Raw genomic sequence first — 24,163 nt, 5'->3', positions numbered from 1 at the left:
ATGTTTCTTCCAATCAATTCCCTAAAGGATAAGCTTGATTTTTCTCGTTTTAACTTCTTGAAGTCTCACTAATGATCCTTTCCGCACCTTCTTTTATTTCACTGGAGAAGAATCGATAATATATATCTTCTACCTTAATTTCAACATATTCATAACCGAGAAGATCTGTTATATACTCATTAAGTTATCAATTCTTTTTTTATACTGAGATTCAAGCATTTATTGGTATCTACACAACTTATCGCACTCCATTTACAAGCCAAATCTCCCGATTTGTCGACATCATCTTAAGAAATCCTCATATCGAGTAGGGATGCACAATAAGCGATAGGCGTTATTCTGCTATTACGAACAGTTCCTGGCACTGTTCGTGAAAAATATCAAAAACAATTTTTAAAAAACGTTTACTAAAGGGTTAATACGAAGAATTTTTGGAGGTAACTTTTTTAAAATCATTCAAACACAAAGCCCACATTACTTCACACATTACACACTTCTATTCTAGCAGAAGCTAGTGTAGCACTAGAACAAATTATGGAAGAAATTAAAAAAGAAGCTTCCCATTAGTTTAGTCAACTAATGAGAAGCCTCTTCTACTTTTTTACATAATGTTAGCAAATCATTTAAAAATCCTTAATATCTTGGGTTTCAGGGCCAACTTACATCATGCCGCCCATAAGTCCGTCGCTGTGTAACATGTTTAACGTAAGTTAACGTAAGCCTATTAACTCACGTCATACAAACGTTTTTATAGGGTTTCTTTTGTAACATCTTTAACGCTAAATAATAATTTATTTCGATATTACGTTACCCGCATGTTACTCCAATTTAAATCTCGATTTAAATTGGTTTGTAACGAGTAAAGAGTTTTTTAAACTGTATTTCTTACGCTCTTTGATTTATCTATATAATATGAAGAAACACGAAATAATAAAATATTAAAGGTGCCTGATTTAACAAGCTCTTTCATCTGTAAAGTGTAAATGGAATAAACACAATAATATATATTTGGTGGTCAAAATGTGGTCAAAAATGAATCACCGATCCACTTATCAGATATACTTTATACACTTATTTTTTACTCTTTTACATCATTTCGCCCATTCATCAACGAAAAAAATAGAGAAATACTATGAGCAATATTATGAGCTTTTTTATAATCATTGGGTAAGGCACTTTTCCTTACCCTTTTTCATAATAATCAGTTGCCCCGAATTACAAAGACATAATAAAAGCACTAATAGGAGCTTCATTCGATTTTATTATTTTTTTTGTGTAAATCTTTTGCCTGTAACTCCCCTAAATGATTTATCGTTAGATGTTTTTCCCACCATTACTCTTCTCGGAGTCACAGTTTTCTTTGTTTCTTTACTCCAGGCTACTTTGGGTACTTCATCCACATAATTAGTTTTTTTTATATTGCTCGCAGATACTACAAGGACCCTTCCTGTACCTGTTTTTCCCCTCTTAATTTCTTTGTTTTCACTACGAAATGAAACAAATCCTTCGTCGTCATCTGAGTTTAACCATTCTAAGTGGGAAATCCATTCTTCTGCGGTTACACGGTCTAAATAATTATCATAAACTTGTTCAGCTACATCCTCCGGACTCAGATAACTATTTAAGTTTTTAATTGGTTCTTGATAATCGTTATATATTTTTAAAGCTTTTTCTTGATTAAAATTCCCCAATTTTCTGAGTGTAGCCACAATTTCTATTTTATAATGAGCTTGCATCTCTTTTGCCAACACTTTCATAGATCCACCCTCCATTACTTCTAATATACCATCCATCAATAGATAGAACCTCTTTTGCGAATTCACCGTTAGAAAAAACAATTTGACTTCCTAAATCCTCAATCAGTTTACTTTCCTTATTTCTTATTACGTTTTCATAAAACCAATTTATACTGTGTTGTTTCAATTTACATTCTAAGATAACCTTCCTCATTGAACTGTCCGCAAGTGGACCTACTATAAGATCATATTCGGAAAATCCAACCTCATGAATCCGGTGATTATATATTAATGAAGCCCAATTTATTGAAGCTCCTAAAAAAATTTTCTTTCTATATGTGCTTAAATCAATATTTTCGACTTTTAACTTAATCACACAGGGTAGATTTTTCGGATTATTTGATTTTATGTTAGCAAAAACTTTTGCCTGAGCCAAATTCACAGTTGTATATAAGCCTTTTCCAAAATCTCTACCAGTTTTCCAATAACCCTTGTTTATTAATTCTTTTTTCATTATATGTAACGATTTTGTTGTAGTTCCATGATAAAGTATTTCAGGTAAGATTATAGACATTTTTCCCCTCCTAGTACTGCTTTAAACATTTCGACAGAAGAAGAGGGTGTTCCTACTTGTTTTAAGAAAAAATCCAAAAATAAATTAATTTTTTTCTAATTATAGTTCTAATGCATAAGTAACTTCCTTGTACATTCATAAAAAAGCATACTTTTAGGACAACACAAAAGGAAAAATTACAAATGACAATGGAGGAAACAGCAATGATTGAAACAGACATTTATAGAATTGCTCCGACACTTTTTCGGACACTAAGTTAGAAATTAAGGGTTATGAACGTTGATATAAAAGGGGTTTGACTCCCTTTATACATCATTCCGCCCATAGCGCATCTATGTTATTTCTGATAAATTTCATTTTCATTATGTTTGTAAAATCTTTAAAAACAATACTTTCATATGTTACCTGTTATATTTATATCTGTATAGTTATGTATAGTTATATAGACTATGTGGTCAATTAATTATACTCGTAATTTGTTGTTTATACATCTGATAAATTAGGAATGCATTAAGGCTTTTATCTACAACAGAATTATTACCTTTACTACCTATAAACAAAATTGATACGTGGAAGGCATAAAATAAGGATATTGCAGAAAAGTATGATGTCTCACTATAAACCTTAAATATTAAGAATACCCAGCTAAAACAAGCTGGAGTTCATTTAGTACCGTATTTCTACGCTCTTTGATTTTGAAAATTCATATGAAGAAACATGATTAAATACCGTTTCTGCATCAATAATATCAATTGAAATTATTTCACCATTATTTAAATGGCTAAAGTTACCTTATGGTTTCCCACCAAATATCAAGAAAATTAAACTATCGTCAATAACAGTTTAGTTTTTGTCTGATATTGGCGATTTTTATTATGCTAATTATGATAAAATTAAAGTTATAGAATTTGGAAATTGGAGGAAGAATGATGGCAGCAATAAATGACTTGGTTAATCAAATTTCAGATGTACACCTTAGAGCAAGATTGTCTGAAGAAGTTGCATATTTGACGAAAAAGAAAAAGTTTGGTTTAGTCTTTGAAGAACACTTACCAGAGAAGACTTTATTATACAATTCAGAATTACAAGTAGGTATGACGGTCTGCTATAAAAACAAGTCTGTTGATGATACATATCTAGTTACAGATATAAATGATAACGAGGTCACACTAAGAAACTTGAAGACAGGTGAGTTATTTTCAGAAGAAAAACGGAAAGTAGTTCAAATTCGTAGATTTGGAGAAGCTGTCTTTCCTGTGTTAAAACATGTTGATTCAGTGCAAAAAGGTTCAAAAGATGCTGCTTGGCATATGCTAATTGAAGCAGATAATTATCATGCCCTTCAATTATTAGATTATCTGTATCCTGGAGAAGTCGACTGCATTTATATTGATCCTCCGTATAATACAGGAGCTAGAGATTGGAAATACAATAATAGTTTTGTAGATAGTAATGACGAATGGCGACATAGTAAGTGGTTAGCTTTTATGAAACGTCGTTTAGAATTAGCAAAAAAACTTTTGAAGCCAGATGATTCTGTTTTAATTATCGCAATTGACGACAGTGAATTGTTTGCTCTTGGTATGTTGCTAGAAGAGCTATTCAAAGGCTCAGAACGTCAAATCATTAATATTACTATAAATCCCAAAGGAAAAGCTCGGGAACAACGACTTTCACAAGTAGATGAATATCTTTTGGTGGTATATTTCGGGAATGGTGGAGCTCAAGAAATGTTAGATGAAGGAGGGCTAGAGGAGATAAGATGGCCTTATTTGAGACGAAGTGAACCCTCATCTGTTCGTTCCTCGCGAAAAAATCAATTCTATCCGATCTATGTTGAAAATGAAACAAAAAAAATCTTTAAAATTGGTGAACCAATAACAATTGAGGTAGATAGAAATAGTGTCCCGCAAATTAATGGATGTACAGCTGTGTTTCCTGTGACTGAAGAAGGTCTAGAAATGATTTGGGGGTTAACTGGACCAAGCCTTCAATTAGCAGTAGATGAGGATTATGTACAGGTTAACTTTAATAAAAAAAATAAATTTCAACCATATACAATAAAATATGTAACTGCTCCTTCAATAGTGAAGGTAGAAAATGGAGATTATAGTGTTGTGGGTCGAAGAGATGATGGTTCAAAGATTGTTGTTAGTACCCAAAGTTCCTCTAAGAGAAAAACAACTGTCTGGAAGAAAAATCTTTACGACGCTAATAAGTATGGGACACAGATTGTCAGTTCAATTATTAAGAACAAACAATTTCCTTTTCCAAAATCTTTATATGCTGTTCATGACACTCTCAAATCCTTTTTGAGTAATAAGAAGGATGGACTTGTAGTTGATTTCTTTGCAGGAAGTGGGACAACTTTACATGCATTGAACTTATTAAATTTAGAAGACGGCGGTAACAGAAGAGGGATTTTAGTAACTAATAATGAAGTTTCTTCGAGCGAGGAGACCGAGTTTCTAGGCAAAGGATACTTGCCAGGTGATGATGTATGGGAGGACAACGGCATATGTCGTTCCGTGACTTGGCCACGTGTGAAACACTCAATATTAGGTGTAGATACTGATGGAGTTTCAATTGATGGAAATTACTATCTTGATAAGTATCGAATGGAGAGTAAGAAAAGAACGGTTAAGCAAATTGACTATTTATCGCCTTCCAAGGTGACGACTGTAGCACAGAAGAAGAAGATTATTTCTCTATTAGGAACGAAAAGAATTCCAAGCACAAAACTTGTAAGCTCGGGCGCTTTTGCAATAGACAATGAAAAGCCAACAGCAATTCTATTTGATTTGTCATATGAGGAAGAATGGTATCAAGAGCTCGAGGCCAAAGATAATGTCACTGAGGTTCTAATTGTCACAGAAGATAAATCGGCTTATAAAAGAATTTCTGAGAAGAGTATTGAAATTCTCGGTACCAAAGATTCTTACTTTCAAGAAGAAAGAGCGAAGTCAGTAGGTTTTAAATCGAACTGTGAGTTTTTTTCATTAGACTTTTTAAACAAGGATGATGTCGAGCTAGGAAATGAATTCGAGAGTATTCTTCCTATTTTATGGGCTAAGTCGGGTTGTGTTGGAATGCGCCCAGAGAATGTCGAAGATGTTGATTTTATCTTCCCAATCGAAAGCAATTTCTCAGTTCTAATTAATGAATATGCATTTGCTCAGTTCAAAGAAGAAATGAAAAATCACGTTGGTATTGAATATTTTTATATAGTTACGAATTCAAATGAAGCTTTTTCAGAAATGGCTTCAGAATTTTCGGGTGTCAATAGTTATCAACTGTATAAAGATTACTTAGATAATTTCATGATACAAGGAGTGTAAAATAATGAGAACAGTATTGTTTCCATTTCAAGAGGAAGCACTGGTTAGTCTTCACGAAAATATTAAATTTGCACAATCAACCAATGAGCAATTTGGTAAAAATTCAGTAATCTCACTTTCTTCTCCGACAGGTTCCGGGAAAACAATTGTAATTATAAAGCTATATGAAGAAATATTGTTCGGTTCAGAAGTAAATGAAGGTAATAAAAATTCAATATTTTTGTGGCTATCTGATTCGCCAGAGTTAAATAAACAAACGCAAAGCAAAATTGAAGCTCAATCAAATAAGATAAATGTAAACCAAATAGTACAAATTGAACAGGCGTTTGATAAGGAATTTTTTGAATTTGGTCATTTCTACTTCTTAAATACACAGAAGTTAGGGTCGGATAAGAAACTCACTTCATATTCAGATGAACGAGAATATACAATTTGGGATACGATTGAAAATACAGCTAGAAAGTATCCTTCAAATTTCTATTTGGTTATCGATGAAGCCCATAGAGGTGCTGTATATAATGCCAAGTCAGAAAAGAAGGCACAGTCAATTATGCAGAAGTTTTTGTTAGGTAGTGTAGAAGATAAGTTATCTCCTGTGCCACTAACAATTGGGGTTACTGCGACACCCGAAAGATTTATGCAACTTATTAAGCAAAGTGAATCACTTGCATTAAAGATATTGCTTAAGCCAGAGGATGTTCGAGAGTCGGGATTGATAAAAGACCGAATTAAAATAGCCTATCCTGCTTTAGCATTAGATAATGAGGTGACGATGCTAAATGATGCATTAACTGATTGGGACAATAAAGGTAAGCAATGGAAATCATATTATGAAGATGGCCAAGATGAGACTTTGGTTAAACCTATTATGGTTATTCAAGTTGCTGACGGTTCTAAGGATAATATTTCTAATACAGATTTAGCTTTAATCGTTGCAACCATTGAAAAATATCTTGGAAGAGAGTTATACGATGGAGAACTGATTCAAACTTTTGATTTGAAATCATCTATGGAAATAGGTGGTAAGGTCATCCCATATGTTGAACCGTATAGAATTCAAGATGATGAGAATATCCGATTTGTTCTATTCAAAATGAATCTATCTACAGGGTGGGATTGTCCTAGAGCTGAAACAATGGTTTCCTATCGTACGGCAAACGATGCTACTTATATTGCTCAGCTACTTGGTCGTATGGTTCGAACACCGCTCGCCCGAAGAATTAGTACCAATTCTGAATTGAACTCTGTTTCGTTGTTCCTTCCTGGATACGATCAAGAAACGGTTAATAGAGTAGTAATTTCTCTACAAGAAAGTGATGCTCTTGTTCCCGGTGAAACAGGGACAAAGAGAACGCTCGTTGATTATGTAAGAAGTACCGAATTTGAAGAACTATTCCCCGAGCTTAATTTTATAACTACATATGAAGTTCCAGGGAAAAGTTCACTTTCATTCTTGAAGCAGTATTCTAGATTATCAAGGCTATTGACTATGAATCAGATTGATATGGAAGCTCAGAAAAATGCGTACGATGCAATTGTTACAAAAATGCGAGAATTAATAGAAGAAATGAAAACTGATGGTGAATTTGATTCAATCCGAGAAACAATCGAAAATATTGGTATCAATCAAATTGAATTTAGTGTGAGAGATAATGTGGTCGATACAACAAATCAGTATTCATTAATAGCGGATGTAGTTGATATATCGACGGCATTTGATAAGCTTAAGAGTTTATTTGATGGTCTAAATGTTTTTTATTGGTCTAAATACACTAAAGTCGAAAAAAATTATCGTCAACTTAAACTTGAAGTGCTTGTTTTATATAATTCTGAAAAACAGATGAAAAAATTATTTACTTACTGCGAAAATCAATTTAATGATTTATATGAAACTTGGAAGTTTGATATAGCCAATCAAACAGAAGATATAGGGTCTGAGTTTAAGCGACTTCTTTCACAAGTAGAAAATCCAATCGATAAACCGTTTTATCTTCCTGAGGTTGTTGGATATACCGTAAGTGATAAATCGATTGAAATTGAAAAGCATATTTACGTTGATAAGGAAGGTAAATTCAAAATTGAGCTTAATGGTTGGGAAAAAGATGTTGTAAAAACAATGCTTGAAAAAACTGACGTGTATGCATGGTTAAGAAACCCAGACAGGAAATATTGGTCTATGTGTGTTCCGTATGAAGATGGTGGCAAAATTACTCCAATGTTCCCAGATTTCATCTTTATTCGTAAGCAGAATGATAAGTATGTATTTGATTTATTTGACCCACATGATTCGAATAAAAAAGATAATGTACCAAAAATTAAAGGTCTAGCTCGTTATGCTGAGAAGTATTGGACTTTGTTCCCGAGAATTGGACTAATTCGAAAACAAAATGGAAAAGATAAGCAAGAACGCTATTACTTACTAAACGTGTCCAACACGAGTGTTAGAAAAAAAGTATTGAAAATAACGACTGATACACAGTTAGATGATTTATTTATAGAATATGGCGAAACATTGTGATGCACTTAAGGCAACTCCACAACGGGGTTGCCTTTTTAGGTTGACTGTTTCTGCAGTATCCCTACTGTTAGGGACTGTAACAAGTCCCCTAGTTCCATCATTCCAATTTTTCTGAATCTTCATCTTGCTCAAATTCGGATTGAAGATATTTAAGTTCGTCTATGTCCAATGATTCCAATAAAGAATGATACTTTCCTTCTTCATTTTTTCCGTTTTCTTCATACTGTTTATTAGGAAAAAATTCTTCTACCATTTCCCGACATTCTCTAAACTCCTCTTCTGTCATTATTGGATCAACTTTTTTATTTTGATTAACTTCCAGTCTACTGAACCTACAGTTAATAGACATCCCCCCCTTATATCGTTCTTCTAGCTTGTCTAACCGCTCTTCTAGTTCCCCTTGTTCCAAAATTTTAAGTATAGTATTACACGCACTGTAACGACAACCCTAGTGCGTTTTGTAGCTAAATCTGTATCGTTATCAAGCATCTCATTTACTACTCGATTTAATAGAACACGTACATGACTTGATTTATATATTTTTACCCCTCGTCTATTATCACTCACTTTTTTTGAACTCCTAAAAAAGCCAATGTATAAGCATATATAGAGATTTTTTCATGATAATAAGGATTTAAAATACACTCTTCAGTTAATCCCTTAGACGATAATTCAAGACTTTAGGATAACCTTGAACTGTTACTGTGAAGTCCCTGCACATGTCATATATTCGTGTTCCAAGCGCCTCATCAATATTACATATTGTATCTATAGTTAATTCCGATGAGATCATTATTGGTTTGTGATTTAGATATCGGTAATTAATCATTGCATGTGTTTGTTCAACTTGCCACTCTGTAGCTCGTCGCTTACCTCTAGTTGGTTTGAATAAATCATCAATAAAAAGCATCTCAACGTGTACAGCGAAGGGTCTTTTATTCGTTTAGACTACCATGTAAATGCAAGAAATTGAGGTTAATTTATGCTACTACGTTCATAGGTGCAATGTCATTTACAGCCCCTCTTTTCTTATAATATGTCATTAATAAATAAAATTTCATTGGCTATGTTTCTTCCAATCAATTCCCTTAAGGAAAGCTTGATTGTTTTATTTTAACTTCTTGAAGTCTCACTAATGATTCTTTCCGCACCTTCTTTTATTTTACTGGAGAAGAATCGATAATAGATATCCTCTTCCTTAATCTCAACATATTCATAACCGGCTCTGTGCACCCCATGAATAAATATGTCCATGATAGAAAAGGCTACCAGCGCCGAACTATTACTGACTAATCCACTATACAACATCAACTGACCCCCTCCGTTTGGGTCTACATGCTTCTTCACTTCCACATACAGATCCTTGCCATCCTTATCTACAAAAAGTAAATCACACCTTTTCCCATATAGATTTACTTCCCTCCCTTTAAACGTCAATCCTGGTTCAATTAAATCTGAATAATTGATAAGTCCATACTTTAACTCTGCTTCACTCATCCTAATCATCTCCTCTCAAATTAAAAGCCCTTCATATATCAAGTACACTCGAATGACATAAAAGGAAGAGGTGATTTGAAAAGTGTTGTAATTTCAGAGGTGTTTGTGTGCAAAATTATTTCTAGCTAAAAAATGACATTAAAGGTTGATAGGCTTCTCATGTGTAACTGCTAAACTAAAACTGAACAATTTCTGCTCAAATCTTCACCTATCAGTTATTATAAGGAAGTATAAAAATAACTGATTTTTTGGGATCAGGAAGGTGTGGAAAATAGAAGTGGTTGTGGAAGTGCATCAATGAGATTACGTTAGCAAAATGTTAATATTTTACTAGTAACACTTCTAGCTACAAATTCACTAAACAGCTATTATGTTCCCTTTACATAAGTTAATGTATTAGTGTTTATCCAAAACAAGAATAACATTAGTACAAAAATAGTGTTAGAATGAAAAAGTAAACATGTATAACTTGGGGGTTATAATGAATGAATTGAAACAGGTTAAAAAGCCGAAAGCTAGAACTAGGGAGAACGAATTTAAAAGATACTTGAGGCAAAAGTATGGGTCAGAGTATTTTATTGGAAATACAACTTTCTCTAATGAAGATTCGGTGAGTATTTCGGTAGATGAAAAAATAGATTGTACAGATAATTCAACTATTCTTATAGAATTCGATACAGGCAATTATGCAAAGTTAATTGTTGGTCAATATATTTTACTGAATGAATTATATCAGGAAAATACATCAGAAGAGGTATTCTTAGTTATTCATGCTAATAAACACTACAATCCAGAAAGAACAATAAAGAATCTGAAATTTATAAAAAGTGGTTTACTTGAAAACAAAGGAATGAATTTTTGCGCATTAAAATACGAAGACTTTATTAAATTATGTGAGGAAAATGAGTTAAACTCATTGGTCAATGTCATATTTGATATTGCTACAGAACAATCTAATTTAAATTATAACCTTCTAATTTAATAGTATTCATCACTTGCTAAAATGCAATACGATCTAGATGACCTCTTGTAATCTCCCCCCCACCCTCGACCTTCGCTTTATACGCTGCCAGTTCCGGATTAAGCCTGCCACGATATTTTTCTGTGAAATGTTCAATGTTCCTGGCATCGCGATCCATCGTAATGGCTTTCTTTTCGTAGACGAGCCACTCGATTAAATAAATCAGACTTTTAAAGTCTTCGATCACAGCCTCCTGATACAATTCCTTGATTGTCATCCCTACACGAGTAGAGCATATTTTCATTCGAATCATCCTTTCGTTTTCCATTTTCGTCTTTCAATGAGTATGTACAGACGACTGATAAAAAAGGAGGAGGTGTTTTAAAAAATGTGGAATCAAGGGGACGGTTCGACGGTTCTGTGCTTCATTGGCATTGGTGGAAGACACACATGGTTCACTCAAAACGAAGAAAAATACAAAAAAGACCCTTCCTTGGAGAAGAGTCTTTGTTAAACAAACTACTTTGCACATTAAGGGAACGGCCTTTAGCTTCTTTGTAAACATTCGCAAAAAATATCGCAATGATGTCAACCCTTAATCAAAAGTCATGTCTTTGAATAATTGAAAGGCAAAACTGAATACAATGCTAATATATTTTCTACATTGAAATTGTTACTTCATGCCGTCCGTGAGGTGGGAGTATGTAATACCTTTAACAATATATTTTTCCTTGTCGAAGATAATGAATAGCAAGTATAAAATCTATGATGTATTTATGTTCTGTCCTGCCATAACGTCAGGTTTCAAGACTTGCAGTTTCAATGAAAAATTAACTTATGTACTCCCCCATTTACTTTTTATAATTAGTATGTTGCTAGACTTCTTGCTAATTGGTATGTGTTGTGATCGAACCCAGGCTTATCTTTTCCTAATTCCTCAAAAGGTGTATGAATCAATCTACCGTTTTTCAATCCAATCATGATACCTTTCTTTCCTTCCACTAATAAGTCCACAGATTCAGCTGCCATTTGGCTACTTATCATTCGGTCGTATGCACTTGGTGGGCCACCACGTTGAAGAAGTCCAAGAATTGTTACTTTTGTATCTAAGTTGGTTTTTTCCTGGATTATCTTACCTAACTCTTTTCCAGCTCCTACACCTACTCCTTCTGCAACTACAATAATATTGTGGTTTTTTCCCCTCTCATATTCTTGATGAATTCGGTCAGTAATATCTTCAACATCATGTTTTGCTTCCGGAATAATAATCGATTCCGCTCCTGTACACACGCCTGACCAAAGAGCTATATTCCCAACTCGGCCTCCTGCCACCTCTATAACGTAGGTTCGTTCATTTGATGATGCAGTATATCGAATTTTATCAATGGCTTCTACTACTGTATTTACAGCTGTATCAAATCCAATTGTATATTCTGTTCCAGCAATGTCATTATTTATCGTTACAGGAATTCCAACCGTAGGAACTCCTAGGGAGCTTAATTTCTCTGCAGCTCTCATAGTTCTATTTCCACCAAGAATAATTAACCCTTCGATACCTAAGTTTTCAATTTGATCTAATGCTTTTTGTTGAATATCGACATTCTCGAGACCCTCAAAATGTGAATACTGTAACACTGATCCTCCTCTATGAATTAAGTCACATACAATCTCCAGTGACATTTCAATAATATTCCCATCAATTAGTCCTGTAAGACCACCTTGGATACCGTAAACATCCATTTCTTTACCTATCCCTTGTCGTACAACAGCACGAATGGCCGCATTCATTCCTGGAGCACTGTCACCAGTTAAAACTGCAATTTTTTTCATTTTCCCGCCCCCGTTTCATCTCATTAAAAATGTGTACGTTAAAGTAGTTTTTAAAACGCGCTATAACATTTTCTACAGTAAAACCGTATTCTTCTATCAGTTTCTCTCCAGGTGCCGAAGCCCCAAAATGATCAATAGCTAGAACGAACCCGTTATCTCCTACGTATCTTACCCAACCAAATGATACGCCCATTTCAATTCCAAGACGTACCTTGACATGTTTCGGAATGACAATTTCTCTATAAGAATGTGGTTGTTTCTCATAACGATCCCAATTCGGCATGCTTATAACCGAAACAAAAGTCCCTTCTCTTTCTAAACCTTTTTGAGATGCACTCGCTAATGACACTTCAGATCCAGAAGCTAATAGAAGACCATCGATCTTTTCATTTGCTTCAGAAATAACATATGCTCCTTTTTTCAATTGCATCGATTGTTCATTGTTTGAACAGATAACTGATCAATATTCACTTTGTCTCTGATCAAATTAATTCCTCCCCATAAAACCTCTTTATAAACCTATTTATGTCAAAACCTATCATTTTAAGTTCATTCAATAATTGATTATTTTTGAAAGAATAAGTTTTTTTAAAATCATTAATTGAAGATGACTATTCTTCCTAATAGTATTCAGTCTTTGCTTACTTTTTTAAGTTACATCCTGATGATACTGAGTCAAATTAATCACAAACAATTTAAGAAAAAAAGCAACTGAATCTCCTCAATTGCTCTTTAACTTCTCTTTACCGCAAAACTAGTAGATTATTCTATATAAAGGAGTTTAAAAAGCTACTAGACTATCGTTTCGCTTAAAAGTGCCGAATGCACCGTTTCCGTGCACCTCAAACTTTTGTCTAATCCATTTATCACCATTGAATGAGTAATAAACTTTTTCTGATCACATCGGATACCTTTTAGCAACATATTACTTGTAATACCTGTTGCAACAAATGCACAATTATCGGTACCTATTAATTGTTCATGTTTCAATGATTGATTTGGTTCCACAATCCCCATGCTTTTACACCTTTCATACTCTTCATCAGTTTTTGGTAAAAGTCTAGCTTGCATATCTCCGCCTAAGCTTTTTATTCCAACTGCAGCTAATACACCTTCAGGAGCTCCTCCAATACCTAAAAATAAATCAATATTTAATGAATCGATACAAGTTGCAATCGCGGGAATAACATCACCCTCTTCAAACAAGTAAGTCTTCGCACCTAATCCTCGAATGGTATCTATCCATTGTTGATGTCTTTCTCGATCCTGGATGACGACCGTTAACTCATTTATTTGTTTCCCAGTAGCTTTTGCAACCGCATACAGATTATCTTCAATCGGTGCATCAATATCTATTTTCCCTGCTGCCTTTGGCCCCGTAGCGATTTTTTCCATATACATATCTGGAGCATGGAGTAATTTACCTTTAGGAGCAGCTGCAATAACTGTGATGGCATCATTTTTTCCTTTTGAAGTAGAAGTAGTACCATCAATGGGATCTACAGCTAAATCGATTTTTAGTCCTGTTCCTGTTCCTATTCTCTCACCAATAAAAAGCATTGGCGCTTCATCAATTTCACCTTCCCCAATCACCACAACACCATCCATTGATATTTTATTCAGCAAGATTCGCATGGAGTTTGTTGCTGCTCTGTCAGCTTCGATTTTGTTCCCAGTCCCAATCCACGGTAGTGATGCTAATGCTGCCGATTCTGTAACATGTAAAAAATCATATATTAATTGATTCATTTGAGACCCACTCCTTTTAAACTGCCTAATAGGTAAAGTAAATATTTTTTAATGCTTTTAGTAAATCAACTACAAGATTTAGAAGATAATTCTTTGCTAACCTCTGTGAAATATTCATTTTCTATTTCAACAATTTTATCTACCTTACGTTGAGAACCGCCTGACCAATTAGAATTTAAGTAACTAGAAACAACTTTTTTCGCAACCTCGGATCCAATAATTTGAGAACCTATTGTTAAAATTTGTGCATCGTTACTTAGTTGTGCTCTTTCAGCTGAATAAACATCATGGGCAAGTGCAGCACGAATACCAGGAAACTTATTAGCTGCTATACACATTCCAATTCCAGTACCACAAAGTAAAATCCCACGTTCTACAACGCCATTACTTACTCCTTTTGAAACTTTTAAGGCAACATCTGGATAATCAATAGCATCTTGTGAATAGCAACCGTAATCCTCAACTTCATGGCCACACTCTTCAATATAATTTTTTACTACTTCTTTTAAATCAAAAGCATTGTTATCGCAACCAATTCCAACTTTCATTTAAAAATCCCCTTTCGTTTTCTTTTAATATACTTTATTTATTTATTATCCCTATTCTTATTTTATTACATTTGTTTTTATTTTTCAATGTTTATTTTCGTTTACTTTTGTTTTATCGAAGATATATTTATATTTTAAAATTAATTATCATTTTTTACCTCTGAAAATACGAATTCATAAGAGATTTGACTTGAATTAGACCTGAATTAGACTTATAATACAGGTAATATGTTTTATTTAACTTTTTATTTTTTTTGTTTTTATTTATATTCAAATGATTAATGGAATATCAAAATAAAGAGGGGTAATTATGAATAAATTATTCGCAAGTGAAAGAAGACAATTAATTTTAAATATACTTGAGAAAAAAAAACGAGTAACTGTTAAAGATTTAGCAAAAGATGTAAATGTTTCCGAAGCCACATTAAGAACTGATTTAAATATTTTAGAGGAAGAAGGTCTGTTAACTCGCACTCATGGTGGGGCTGTTTTAAATGAAGACTTCTCTTCAAAGAAGAGCTTTTCTGAACGCGAAAAGAAAAACCGTGATTCAAAAGTAATCATAGGTCAGAAGGCCATTAAACATATTAGACAAAAAGATTGCATACTACTTGATGCAAGTACAACAGCTCTTGAATTGGCAAAATTATTAAGAGGTTCCAACTTAAATATTACCGTTGTAACTAACGGTTTATCGTCTGCTATCGAGTTAAAAGAGAATCCTGGAATTAATGTCATATTAGTAGGCGGAATGGTCAGAATGGGTTCAATGGCATTAGAGGGATTACTAGGAACAAGTATATTGAATAAAATCAATATTGACACTATGTTTACATCTGCTAGCGGATTTAGTATAGAAGAAGGACTTACAGACTTTAATGTATATGAAGTAGAATTAAAAAAATTTATGGTTGAAAAGGCTCATAAGATTGTTGCGATGGTGGACTATTCCAAAATAGGAACAAGCTCAATAGCCACCTTTGCAACATGTGAGCAAATCGATACGATTATCACTGATAAATCTTTAGATAAGGAACTTCATAACAAAATTGTTCGAGAAAATATAGAAATTATTTAAAAAGCTCTTTTTATCTAGAATAAGAAAAAAGGATACTCCTAGGAGTATCCTTTTTTCATTTTAATTATAAAGATGTTTCTCCAGCTCTTTGATCATTACCGTAAACGTCTCCATATTCCAAGCAGTTCTTCCAACAAAAAGACCATTTACATCTTTTTGCTCAATATATTTCAAAAAATTATCTAAGTTTACACTTCCCCCATACAACAATGGGATTTGAAGACCACTTTCTGGAAACATTTCAACTAATACTTGACGTAAGTATGTATGTATTTCACCTACATATTTAGAATCAGCAGGAATTCCTTTTTCACCAATTGCCCAAACAGGTTCATAAGCAACAAGAACCTGTTTGGCCTCCTTTTCCGTCAATCCGTTTAGACATATTTTTAGTTGAGAAGCAAGTGTTTCATAGGAAGCAGAGTTGTTTTTTTGTTCGATATTTTCCCCAATACAAATTATTGGTTTCATCCCATATCTTAATGCAGCAAATATCTTTTTATTAATTTCATAATCATTTTCATTAAAATATTGCCTTCGCTCAGAATGACCTAATTCAATTAAGTCTATCCCTATTTCATGGAGCATTCTTGGTGAGATTTCACCAGTATACGCTCCGTTATCTTCCCAGTGCATATTTTGTGCACCTAATCGGATCCTGGAATTAGAAACCTCTCTCTTTATATCAATCAAAGCTGTATGGGAAGGGATGATAAACAATTCAATATCAGAAGTAATCTTTTCAGCTAAATGTTTAAGCTCCTTTGTATAGGAGATTCCTTCAGATATCGTCTTCGTCATTTTCCAATTGGTACCAACCCATATTTTATCCATTTTCCTGTCCTTCTAACCATTCCTTCATTGATTTAAAAATAATCAAAACCGTAGTAGCACCTGCATCCTGATGACCAATGGCTCTTTCTCCTAAAGATTTAGCTCTACCGAAATTTGCAATATACTGCTTTGTATTTTCGACTCCTTGAAGTGCAGCAATCTCTGCCTTTCTAAGCCCTTCTACTAAACTTTCATTTGCTGCGGCGCTCTTTTCTAAAGCTTCAACTGCAGGCTGCAAAGCATCAATCATAGTTTTATCACCAAGGTCAGCTTTACCACGTTGCTTTATAGCTTCTAACGCTTTATTAAAAATCCCAGCTAATAACGGTAAATCTAAAGAAACTTTCGTTTCTAATCCTTTTATCCCTCCAACAAACATTGTACCGAAAATAATTCCTGATGCGCCACCCATAGAGGAAATCATAGACATGCCTATTGTTTTAAACACATCATTAATTGATGTAAATTCATTTGCTTTTAAATTCTCATCAGCCTTTGTAAAACCAACAGACATTCCTATGCCATGATCACCATCCCCAATAGCACTATCAATTTTAGTAAGTAAAGGTTTACATGCAACTACCTGGTCCCCCACATATAAAAACATATCTTTCAGTTGTCTTGTGTTCACACTGTTTACTGTTTCAATAGACATTATTTAACTTCCTCTCCAATCTTTTGAGTTTTTTTGTAATAAGGTGAATCGGCAGGAGCATCATATAAATCTTTTAACTCATCATCTAATTTTAAAAATGTAATAGAAAACCCGCCCATTTCTTGTGTTGTGCAGTAACTATTTACATCCATATCGTATATTTTAATTCCTTTTTTATTTAAAATTTGTGCTACTCTACGATTCACTATAAGTAATTCTAATAATGTAGTAGATCCTAAGCCGTTTACATAAACAGTTACTTCATCACCTGTTTGTATTTTACTTTCCTTTAATAATATGTCTAATAACTCATCTGTTAAATCATCTGCTTCCATTAGTTTCGTGCGTTTCATTCCAGGTTCTCCGTGAATCCCCATACCTATTTCGATTTCATCATCACCTAGTACAAATGGTGGTTCCTCTTCTCCTGGAATGGAGCCTGGCGCTGTAGCCACACCAATAGAAAATGTTTGATCTGCTGCCTTTTGTGTTACGCGTACTACTTCCTGTAAAGACCACCCTTTTTCGGATGCTGCACCTGCAATTTTAAATACAACAACATCTCCAGCAATTCCTCTGCGGTCACCTTTACGTTCTTCTGGTGCTGATGCCACATCATCCGCTACTAAAACGGTTTGTGTTTGAATTTCCTCAAATTCTAATAATTCAGTTGCCATATCAAAATTAAGAACATCCCCTGCATAATTCCCATATATAAATAAAACACCTTTTCCTTGATCAACAGACTTTGCTACGTCTTGAATAGTATTTGGCGTTGGTGCTGCGAATACGTTACCAATTGCTACTCCATCAGCAAGCCCTTCTCCGACAAATCCAAGGAATAATGGTTCATGTCCACTTCCTCCACCTATGATGATTGCAACTTTATCTTTAAGATCCTTACGGATGATTCCGTTTACATTGTTGACTTTTGTTAATGAATCTTTGTATGCATACATATAGCCTTCTATTGCTTCTTCAACAACATTACCAGGATTATTTATAATTTTTTTCATTTCAAGAACCTCCTATAAGGATATGAATCTTCATTTCTATTTTAATTTTCTTTTATTTACTTTCATTTATTATTTTAAACTTTTATTTATTTTCTGTCAATTTGCATTTTATATTCATATTGTTAAACTTGAGATTATTAACATATTTCTAAAAAAGAGTGTCTAATAGCCACAAACTAATGACTAGACACTCCCTTTCTCTTTTAATAGTCTTTCATATATCCTTTTGTTGATTCTTATATGGAAAGGCATTCTGCTTTTATGATAACTTATTAATTGCTAAGTCTCAGAAGTTTCCCTTTAATTATCAACACTGTCGTTTAACTGTGCTTTAACTTGAATATTACTTATATCCATTATTAATCAGTTTTACACTCATCTTTAAAGCTTCCTCAAATGCACCAGGATCTGCTATGTTTTTTCCGGCTATATCAAAAGCTGTACCATGCGCAGCAGTTGTAATAACGATAGGAAGTCCACCGCTAATTGTTACACCTTTATTAAAGCCCATCGTTTTCATACCAATTTGAGCTTGATCGTGGTACATAGCTAATAAACAATTATATCCTTCTTTTTCTAATCGTAAGAACATCGTGTCAGCAGGGAAAGGTCCAAATGCATTTACTCCGTTGCTTTTAGCTTCTTCAATTGCAGGAATAATAATGTCATTTTCTTCGTCTCCTAATAATCCATCATCTCCAGCATGTGGATTTAAACCTGCAACAGCTAATCTGGGAGTAATACCAGCTTTAGATACAATTTCATTAGCAAAATAGATACTTTCTAAAACATTATCTTTTGTAATATTTTCAGCAATTTCTTTTAACGGAATATGTGAAGTAACACGTGTAAACCATACATCATTCATTACGTTTACTTCACTAAACCCTGATTTGAGACCAAAAACAGAAGCTACTAAATGAATATCATCCATGAACTCGTAGCCTCCCTTATAGAGTGCACTTTTGTTCATAGGTGCATAAGAAAGACCATCTAATTTATTATCTTTTGCAAGGTTTAAAGCAAACATTAAATTATCTCCAGCAGCCTTCCCAGATTTCTCTGAAAGAACACCCATTTCAATCTCGTCAGGATCTGTAACTTTTGTATCTATTAACCAAAGTGAAGAAACCTCTGGATTAACCTCATCTATATTTTCTACTTTTTGATAGTTTAATTCTTTACTAACTATATTAGCACCTTTATTAAAAACCCTTTCATCACCCATTAAGATCCAAGTTGCTGATTCTAAAATTTCTTTCTTCGCTAAAGCCTTTGCCACTAATTCTGGTCCAACACCTGCAGCATCTCCGTATAACAATCCAATTTTAGGTTTATTCATTATTTTTCCTCCTCAGTAAGTATCTAACTGCCTTCATTATTTTTAAAATATTTAATAAAACTGTAGCCGTCACATTTTTATCAAACTGCAATATCAGTATTTTTTAATTTCCGTTTTTTAAAGTAGTCATTAATCATTGGATAGAATAACATTAACGCAGAAATAATTAATAGGGTTAAACTAATTGGACGTGTAAAAAATACTGAAAAGTCCCCATTTGCCATCTCAACTGAGCGGCGAAACTCGCTTTCCGTAAGCGGTCCTAATACAACCCCCAAAATAATAGTTGCTAATGGGAATCTATATTTTTCAAGGGTATAACCTAGTATTCCAAACAATACCATAATTAAAATATCCGTGTAGTTATTTCTTACTGTGTATGTTCCAATTACACAAAATACAACAATTAATGGACCCAATACATAATAAGGAATATTCACTACTCTTTGGAAAATTTTGATGAAAGGTTTTGAAACAATTAACATTGCAATATTAGCTAATAATAAAGCAGCAAAAATTGTATACATAAGTTCAGGTTCTGTTTTAAATAACATAGGACCTGGTTGCATGCCATGTAAGATAAAAGCACCTAATAGAACAGCTGCTGTTGCCCCACCTGGAATACCTAGTGAAAGCAAGGGTACTAACGTTCCCATTGCTGCAGCATTATTCGAAGCTTCAGATGCAGCAATACCTTTAGGATTACCTTTTCCATAAGTTGCTTTTTCTTTTTCTTTTGACCATCTAACTGTTTCACTGTAACTTAACATGGAAGCTGTTGTTGCACCTACTCCAGGTAGTATTCCTATGAATACACCTATAATTGAAGATCGAGCCATTGTGCTATATATTTTCTTGAAAATTTCTAACTCAAAGATTTTTGTTTGCACATTTGAAATAGCTTCTTGGACAACATGACTATCTCTTGATTTCTTTAGAAATTCTGATAAAGCAAAAAGTCCTATAATGACTGGTATTAAATTAATACCAGAAGTTAAAGCTGTTGTTCCAAATGTAAAACGTAATGTTCCAGTTAAAGGATCCATTCCGATTACTGCTATCATTAATCCAAATAAAACACCAATTAATCCTTTAGCTAACTCTTTACCGCTAAGAGAGGCAACGACAGTCAGACCCATGACTGCTAAAGCAAAGTATTCAGGAGATGAAAAGGATAAAGCTATTTTAGCAAGAGCTGGGGTTATCGTGATTAAACATAATGTTCCAATAACGCCTCCAACGACTGAACAAAGAATGGCTATCCCCAACGCACGGCCTGCGTTTCCTTGCTGAGCCATTGGATAGCCATCAAATGTTGTTACTACCGCTTCTGGTGTACCTGGAGTTCTAAGTAAAATAGCACTGATTGCTCCAGAAAATGATGTGATGGCATAAATACCTGTGAGTAATATAAAAGCTGCTTCTGGCTCTAATGTGTATGTTACTGGAATCATTATAACAACTAGCATCGTTCCACTTACTCCAGGTATAGCACCACCAATATAGCCTATAAAAATTGCTGCAAGTAACATCACGATATTCATTGGATCAGTTAACACATTAAGTAAACCAGTAATCAAATATTCAAACATATTATCCCCCCCTCCCTTATTTTTTAATAGAATAGTAGACTGAAATGCCTGAATACCCCCATCCCCCTAGGTAACGGAATGCTTAATAAAACCGGAAATAAAAAGACAAATACTGTCGTTGTTGCGATTGAAAATATGATTGCATTCAATTGTTTTTTCTCTCCAAGCAAGAAGGATAAACCATATAAAAATATAAGCGAAGAGAGAATAAAACCAAATACACTAAGTAATAGAACATATAATATAACAGTTATTAAGCAAACGATAGGTATAGATAATTTAAACAATCTTCTTTCAGGCTCATTGTCTTCATTATCCTCCGTTGCTTCTGTTTCTTGTATTTTTTTTGATTTAAAGAAACTACTAATAATTCCATAAGCTCCCAAAACCAATAATAAAATTAATAATGTATAAGGCCAAGTCTTTGGTCCGATAATAAAGGATGCATTAGTAATTTTAATTTGCGGGGTCATTGTTAGAAAGATCATAGCAAATACAATGACTATACTGTAGAATATATAATCTTTTTTTATATTGCTCATTTTTATCCCTCCTCACTAATTTAGATAAGGTAGGAGGCTAACCCTCCTACACTATCATTTTTATTTTTGAAGTTTTGCCATAACACCTGTATACTTCTCAATTAATTCTTCCGTACGTGCTGTGAATTCTTCAGAGTTCAACCAACCTTCTCTTAAATGTAGGTAGTTTTCTTCTTCATATTTTTGATATTCTTCCGAGTCATAGGCTGTTTTCATCGCATCTTCTAAAACTTTAATGATTTCTGGGTCTGTTCCCGTTTTAATGTAGAAGCCGCGTTCATTTCCATCGGTTAAATCCCAACCTTTTTCTACAGTAGTTGGAAGATCAGGGAATTGCTCTAATTTTTCTTCTGAAAATGCTACAAGTGGCTTGACTGATCCATCCTCATATAAAGCTTTTGTTGGACCAAACTCATCTACCATTGCATCTAAATGACCACCAATAACACCAGCATGCATTTCACCTGAGCCTGACATTGGAACAAAGCTTATATCAACTTCTGCTGCTTGCCCAAGTAAAAATACTGTAATTTCATCCATTCCCATAGATCCTGTACCACCAATTGTAAGCTTTCCAGGATTATCTTTTGCTGCTTGAATAAAATCATCAATGCTTTCATACTTTGCAGGATCTACCCATAAACCATAAGTATCACTTTGGAAACGAGCAACTGGTATAAAGCCTTCTAGCCCTTGTTCATTAGTACCCGCTGCAGTTGTGATAGGAAATGCTGCATCTCCAACTAAAGTATAACCATCAGCAGGTGCATTAAATGCATTTTTCGCTGCGATAACCCCTGCTCCGCCTTCTTGGTTGACAACATTGATATTAACATCTAAGATCCCTTCTAATTCTTTTGTTACTGCTCTTGTAAACATATCAGTTCCTCCACCTGCACCATGCCCTACTAGAATTTCAATGTTTCTTTCAGGATAAGTAGTTTCTGCAGCTACACCTTCATCAGAAGATCCACCAGATTGCTCTGAACCCCCACCGCATGCTGCTAATATAGATACAAGACCAACCAGAAGAATACTACCCATTAATTTTTTCATTATTAATTCCCCCTTTTAATTTTCTATTTTAAGTTATGATTTTTTAAATCTCTGAACTTATTGAAAACTACTTTTTACTCCTCTAGTAATGGGAAGTAAATGACTATTAATATATTTACTAACTTCAAGAATAACATTATCAGGATCTTGAGATGCTTCTTCTGTTTCCTCTTCGACCATAATCCATCCACTATAATGATTGTTATAAAGCGTTTCCATAATTGCCAGAAAATCAATATCTCCTGTCCCCATTTTTCTCCATTCAAAAGTATTTGAACAATCTTTAATATGAATATGTTTTATAATAGATAAGTTATTTTTTATAATTTCGATAGGATCCATTCCGCCAGCCATAATATGACCTGCATCTGGAGTGTAACCAATATACTTTGTATCTAGTTTCTCAAAAAGAACATCATAGTCTTCTTTTATTCTAAAATAAGAGGTTTTTGGAGATGCAGGATGAAAAGACGCTGTGACTCCATTTTCGTATGCACGTTTTCCAAGATCATTGACACAACTAATAATTTCTGTTTGTCTCCTTAATAAACTATCTCTGTTTGGACCTACTCTAGCAGGAACATTCATAACAGAACCAGGAAAATGTTTCAAATAATTAATGTAATAATTTGCATGCCCTTTCTCCTCATCCGATTCCTGTTCTCTTAACCAAGTAAACGGAACAGTTAAGGCAGCCAACTCTATTTCTCTTTTTGCAAGCTCCTCTTTAAGTCTTTCAGGCTCATTTTTATATTTTCCTAATAATGCTACTTGAACGTCAATACCCTTAAATCCTGCTACCTTGACGGTATCCATTATTTTATCCAGATAGTCACATTCCTTGTCATAATCTAATTCCCATGTAGATCCATGACATCCAAATTTCATTGTCATCCTTCTCCCTCCTTAAAAGTAGTAGTAAAATTCAGAATTTTAATGTCCTATTTTTGTAACCGTTTTCATCACCTTACTTTCTTTATATTATCATTTATTTTTATTTTGTCAACTTAAAATAACAAAAAAACAAAATTAAATAACAAAAAAAGTTAATAATATAATCATAAGATAACAAACGAAAGGTAAACAAAAATAAACGAAAGTTTTTTGTTTGCTATAAATGAAAAATTCTAATAGCCCTTTTTGTAACAAAGATAGTTTTTATTCTGCTTTTTCTGTTGCAAAAATTACTCTTTCCCCTTTTTAAAAACAGCCTACAACTTCATTTTAGCATTCAACAGAACTAATCATGAACATTAGGGTTACGATTAAATGAATCTGTATATTATGATTAAGTAAT

22 protein-coding genes and 2 pseudogenes are annotated in these 24,163 nt (G+C 33.7%); 5 read left to right on the top strand and 19 right to left on the bottom strand.

What is annotated here, in order from left to right; genetic code table 11:
• Positions 1–1,262: 1,262 nt before the first annotated feature.
• The gene (locus CEF18_RS06730; protein ID WP_110935756.1) at positions 1,263–1,757 is read right to left on the bottom strand and encodes a hypothetical protein; all 495 of its coding nucleotides are present in this window, start codon (positions 1,755–1,757) and stop codon (positions 1,263–1,265) included.
• On the bottom strand, positions 1,720–2,310 hold the full coding sequence (locus CEF18_RS06725) for a DUF3990 domain-containing protein (RefSeq protein WP_110935755.1): 591 nt from the start codon (positions 2,308–2,310) through the stop codon (positions 1,720–1,722). Before CEF18_RS06725 ends, CEF18_RS06730 begins: the two co-directional genes overlap by 38 nt.
• A 929-nt stretch (positions 2,311–3,239) precedes the next feature.
• Here CEF18_RS06725 and CEF18_RS06720 point away from each other — a divergent pair.
• On the top strand, positions 3,240–5,648 hold the full coding sequence (locus CEF18_RS06720) for a site-specific DNA-methyltransferase (protein ID WP_183041110.1): 2,409 nt from the start codon (positions 3,240–3,242) through the stop codon (positions 5,646–5,648).
• A gap of 4 nt (positions 5,649–5,652) precedes the next feature.
• Positions 5,653–8,166, top strand: coding sequence for a DEAD/DEAH box helicase (locus CEF18_RS06715; RefSeq protein ID WP_110935753.1), 2,514 nt, complete (start codon positions 5,653–5,655; stop codon positions 8,164–8,166).
• Positions 8,167–8,263: 97 nt separating this feature from the next.
• On the opposite strand, the gene CEF18_RS06710 is transcribed toward CEF18_RS06715, so the two are convergent.
• The 4 genes and pseudogenes from CEF18_RS06710 to CEF18_RS06705 all read right to left on the bottom strand — a co-directional run bounded on the left by CEF18_RS06710 (position 8,264) and on the right by CEF18_RS06705 (position 9,663).
• On the bottom strand, positions 8,264–8,515 hold the full coding sequence (locus CEF18_RS06710) for a hypothetical protein (protein WP_110935752.1): 252 nt from the start codon (positions 8,513–8,515) through the stop codon (positions 8,264–8,266).
• 41 nt (positions 8,516–8,556) lie between these two features.
• Complete coding sequence (locus tag CEF18_RS25785; protein WP_183041109.1) at positions 8,557–8,733, bottom strand: hypothetical protein; 177 nt, start codon at positions 8,731–8,733, stop codon at positions 8,557–8,559.
• Positions 8,734–8,818: 85 nt separating this feature from the next.
• Positions 8,819–9,082 (bottom strand): annotated as a pseudogene (locus tag CEF18_RS26380) (ATP-binding protein); the annotation flags it as partial.
• A gap of 197 nt (positions 9,083–9,279) precedes the next feature.
• Positions 9,280–9,663, bottom strand: coding sequence for a PDDEXK family nuclease (locus CEF18_RS06705; RefSeq protein WP_110935751.1), 384 nt, complete (start codon positions 9,661–9,663; stop codon positions 9,280–9,282).
• 481 nt (positions 9,664–10,144) lie between these two features.
• On the opposite strand from CEF18_RS06705, the gene CEF18_RS06700 reads away from it, so the two are divergent.
• Positions 10,145–10,645 (top strand): hypothetical protein, encoded by a 501-nt coding sequence (locus tag CEF18_RS06700; RefSeq protein WP_110935750.1) that lies wholly within the window; start codon positions 10,145–10,147, stop codon positions 10,643–10,645.
• 16 nt (positions 10,646–10,661) lie between these two features.
• Here the strand turns inward: CEF18_RS06700 and CEF18_RS06695 are convergent, their stop codons facing one another.
• On the bottom strand, positions 10,662–10,928 hold the full coding sequence (locus CEF18_RS06695) for a hypothetical protein (protein ID WP_110935749.1): 267 nt from the start codon (positions 10,926–10,928) through the stop codon (positions 10,662–10,664).
• A gap of 84 nt (positions 10,929–11,012) precedes the next feature.
• On the opposite strand from CEF18_RS06695, the gene CEF18_RS26790 reads away from it, so the two are divergent.
• Complete coding sequence (locus tag CEF18_RS26790; protein WP_259457924.1) at positions 11,013–11,138, top strand: hypothetical protein; 126 nt, start codon at positions 11,013–11,015, stop codon at positions 11,136–11,138.
• Between the two features lie 350 nt (positions 11,139–11,488).
• On the opposite strand, the gene CEF18_RS06690 is transcribed toward CEF18_RS26790, so the two are convergent.
• The 4 genes and pseudogenes from CEF18_RS06690 to rpiB all read right to left on the bottom strand — a co-directional run bounded on the left by CEF18_RS06690 (position 11,489) and on the right by rpiB (position 14,751).
• Positions 11,489–12,454 (bottom strand): ATP-dependent 6-phosphofructokinase, encoded by a 966-nt coding sequence (locus CEF18_RS06690; RefSeq protein WP_110935748.1) that lies wholly within the window; start codon positions 12,452–12,454, stop codon positions 11,489–11,491.
• Positions 12,455–12,503: 49 nt separating this feature from the next.
• Positions 12,504–12,878 (bottom strand): annotated as a pseudogene (locus tag CEF18_RS06685) (transketolase-like TK C-terminal-containing protein); the annotation flags it as partial.
• 368 nt (positions 12,879–13,246) lie between these two features.
• Positions 13,247–14,203, bottom strand: a complete 957-nt coding sequence (glpX, locus tag CEF18_RS06680) for a class II fructose-bisphosphatase (protein WP_110935746.1) — start codon at positions 14,201–14,203, stop codon at positions 13,247–13,249.
• 65 nt (positions 14,204–14,268) lie between these two features.
• Positions 14,269–14,751: a ribose 5-phosphate isomerase B gene (gene rpiB, locus CEF18_RS06675; protein WP_110935745.1), complete on the bottom strand. Its 483-nt coding sequence runs from the start codon at positions 14,749–14,751 to the stop codon at positions 14,269–14,271.
• 310 nt (positions 14,752–15,061) lie between these two features.
• Here rpiB and CEF18_RS06670 point away from each other — a divergent pair, with 310 nt between their 5' ends.
• Positions 15,062–15,829, top strand: coding sequence for a DeoR/GlpR family DNA-binding transcription regulator (locus CEF18_RS06670; RefSeq protein ID WP_110935744.1), 768 nt, complete (start codon positions 15,062–15,064; stop codon positions 15,827–15,829).
• A 60-nt stretch (positions 15,830–15,889) separates the two neighbouring features.
• Here CEF18_RS06670 and CEF18_RS06665 read toward each other — a convergent pair whose 3' ends face one another.
• The 8 genes from CEF18_RS06665 to CEF18_RS06635 form a co-directional block, all read right to left on the bottom strand.
• A complete protein-coding gene (locus tag CEF18_RS06665) occupies positions 15,890–16,663 on the bottom strand; it encodes a triose-phosphate isomerase (protein WP_110935743.1) in 774 nt (257 codons plus the stop codon).
• A complete protein-coding gene (gene dhaL / locus CEF18_RS26375) occupies positions 16,656–17,318 on the bottom strand; it encodes a dihydroxyacetone kinase subunit DhaL (RefSeq protein WP_220693826.1) in 663 nt (220 codons plus the stop codon). Before dhaL ends, CEF18_RS06665 begins: the two co-directional genes overlap by 8 nt.
• The gene (locus tag CEF18_RS26370) at positions 17,318–18,334 is read right to left on the bottom strand and encodes a dihydroxyacetone kinase subunit DhaK (RefSeq protein WP_220693825.1); all 1,017 of its coding nucleotides are present in this window, start codon (positions 18,332–18,334) and stop codon (positions 17,318–17,320) included. Before CEF18_RS26370 ends, dhaL begins: the two co-directional genes overlap by 1 nt.
• A gap of 343 nt (positions 18,335–18,677) precedes the next feature.
• Positions 18,678–19,676: a PdxA family dehydrogenase gene (locus CEF18_RS06655; RefSeq protein ID WP_110935742.1), complete on the bottom strand. Its 999-nt coding sequence runs from the start codon at positions 19,674–19,676 to the stop codon at positions 18,678–18,680.
• An 80-nt stretch (positions 19,677–19,756) separates the two neighbouring features.
• Positions 19,757–21,268: a tripartite tricarboxylate transporter permease gene (locus CEF18_RS06650; RefSeq protein ID WP_110935741.1), complete on the bottom strand. Its 1,512-nt coding sequence runs from the start codon at positions 21,266–21,268 to the stop codon at positions 19,757–19,759.
• A gap of 23 nt (positions 21,269–21,291) precedes the next feature.
• Positions 21,292–21,810 carry a tripartite tricarboxylate transporter TctB family protein gene (locus CEF18_RS06645; protein WP_110935740.1) on the bottom strand — a complete coding sequence of 173 codons (519 nt, stop codon included), beginning with the start codon at positions 21,808–21,810 and terminating at the stop codon, positions 21,292–21,294.
• A gap of 60 nt (positions 21,811–21,870) precedes the next feature.
• Entirely contained in the window at positions 21,871–22,866 is a 996-nt protein-coding gene (locus CEF18_RS06640) for a tripartite tricarboxylate transporter substrate binding protein (RefSeq protein WP_110935739.1), read from the bottom strand.
• A 57-nt stretch (positions 22,867–22,923) separates the two neighbouring features.
• Positions 22,924–23,760 (bottom strand): sugar phosphate isomerase/epimerase family protein, encoded by an 837-nt coding sequence (locus tag CEF18_RS06635; protein ID WP_110935738.1) that lies wholly within the window; start codon positions 23,758–23,760, stop codon positions 22,924–22,926.
• Positions 23,761–24,163: the final 403 nt, after the last annotated feature.

Origin of the sequence: Salipaludibacillus neizhouensis, assembly GCF_002886185.1 — a bacterium.
Taxonomy (GTDB): Bacteria; Bacillota; Bacilli; order Bacillales; family Salisediminibacteriaceae; genus Salipaludibacillus; species Salipaludibacillus neizhouensis.
This window is presented reverse-complemented; position numbering and strand designations above follow the sequence as displayed.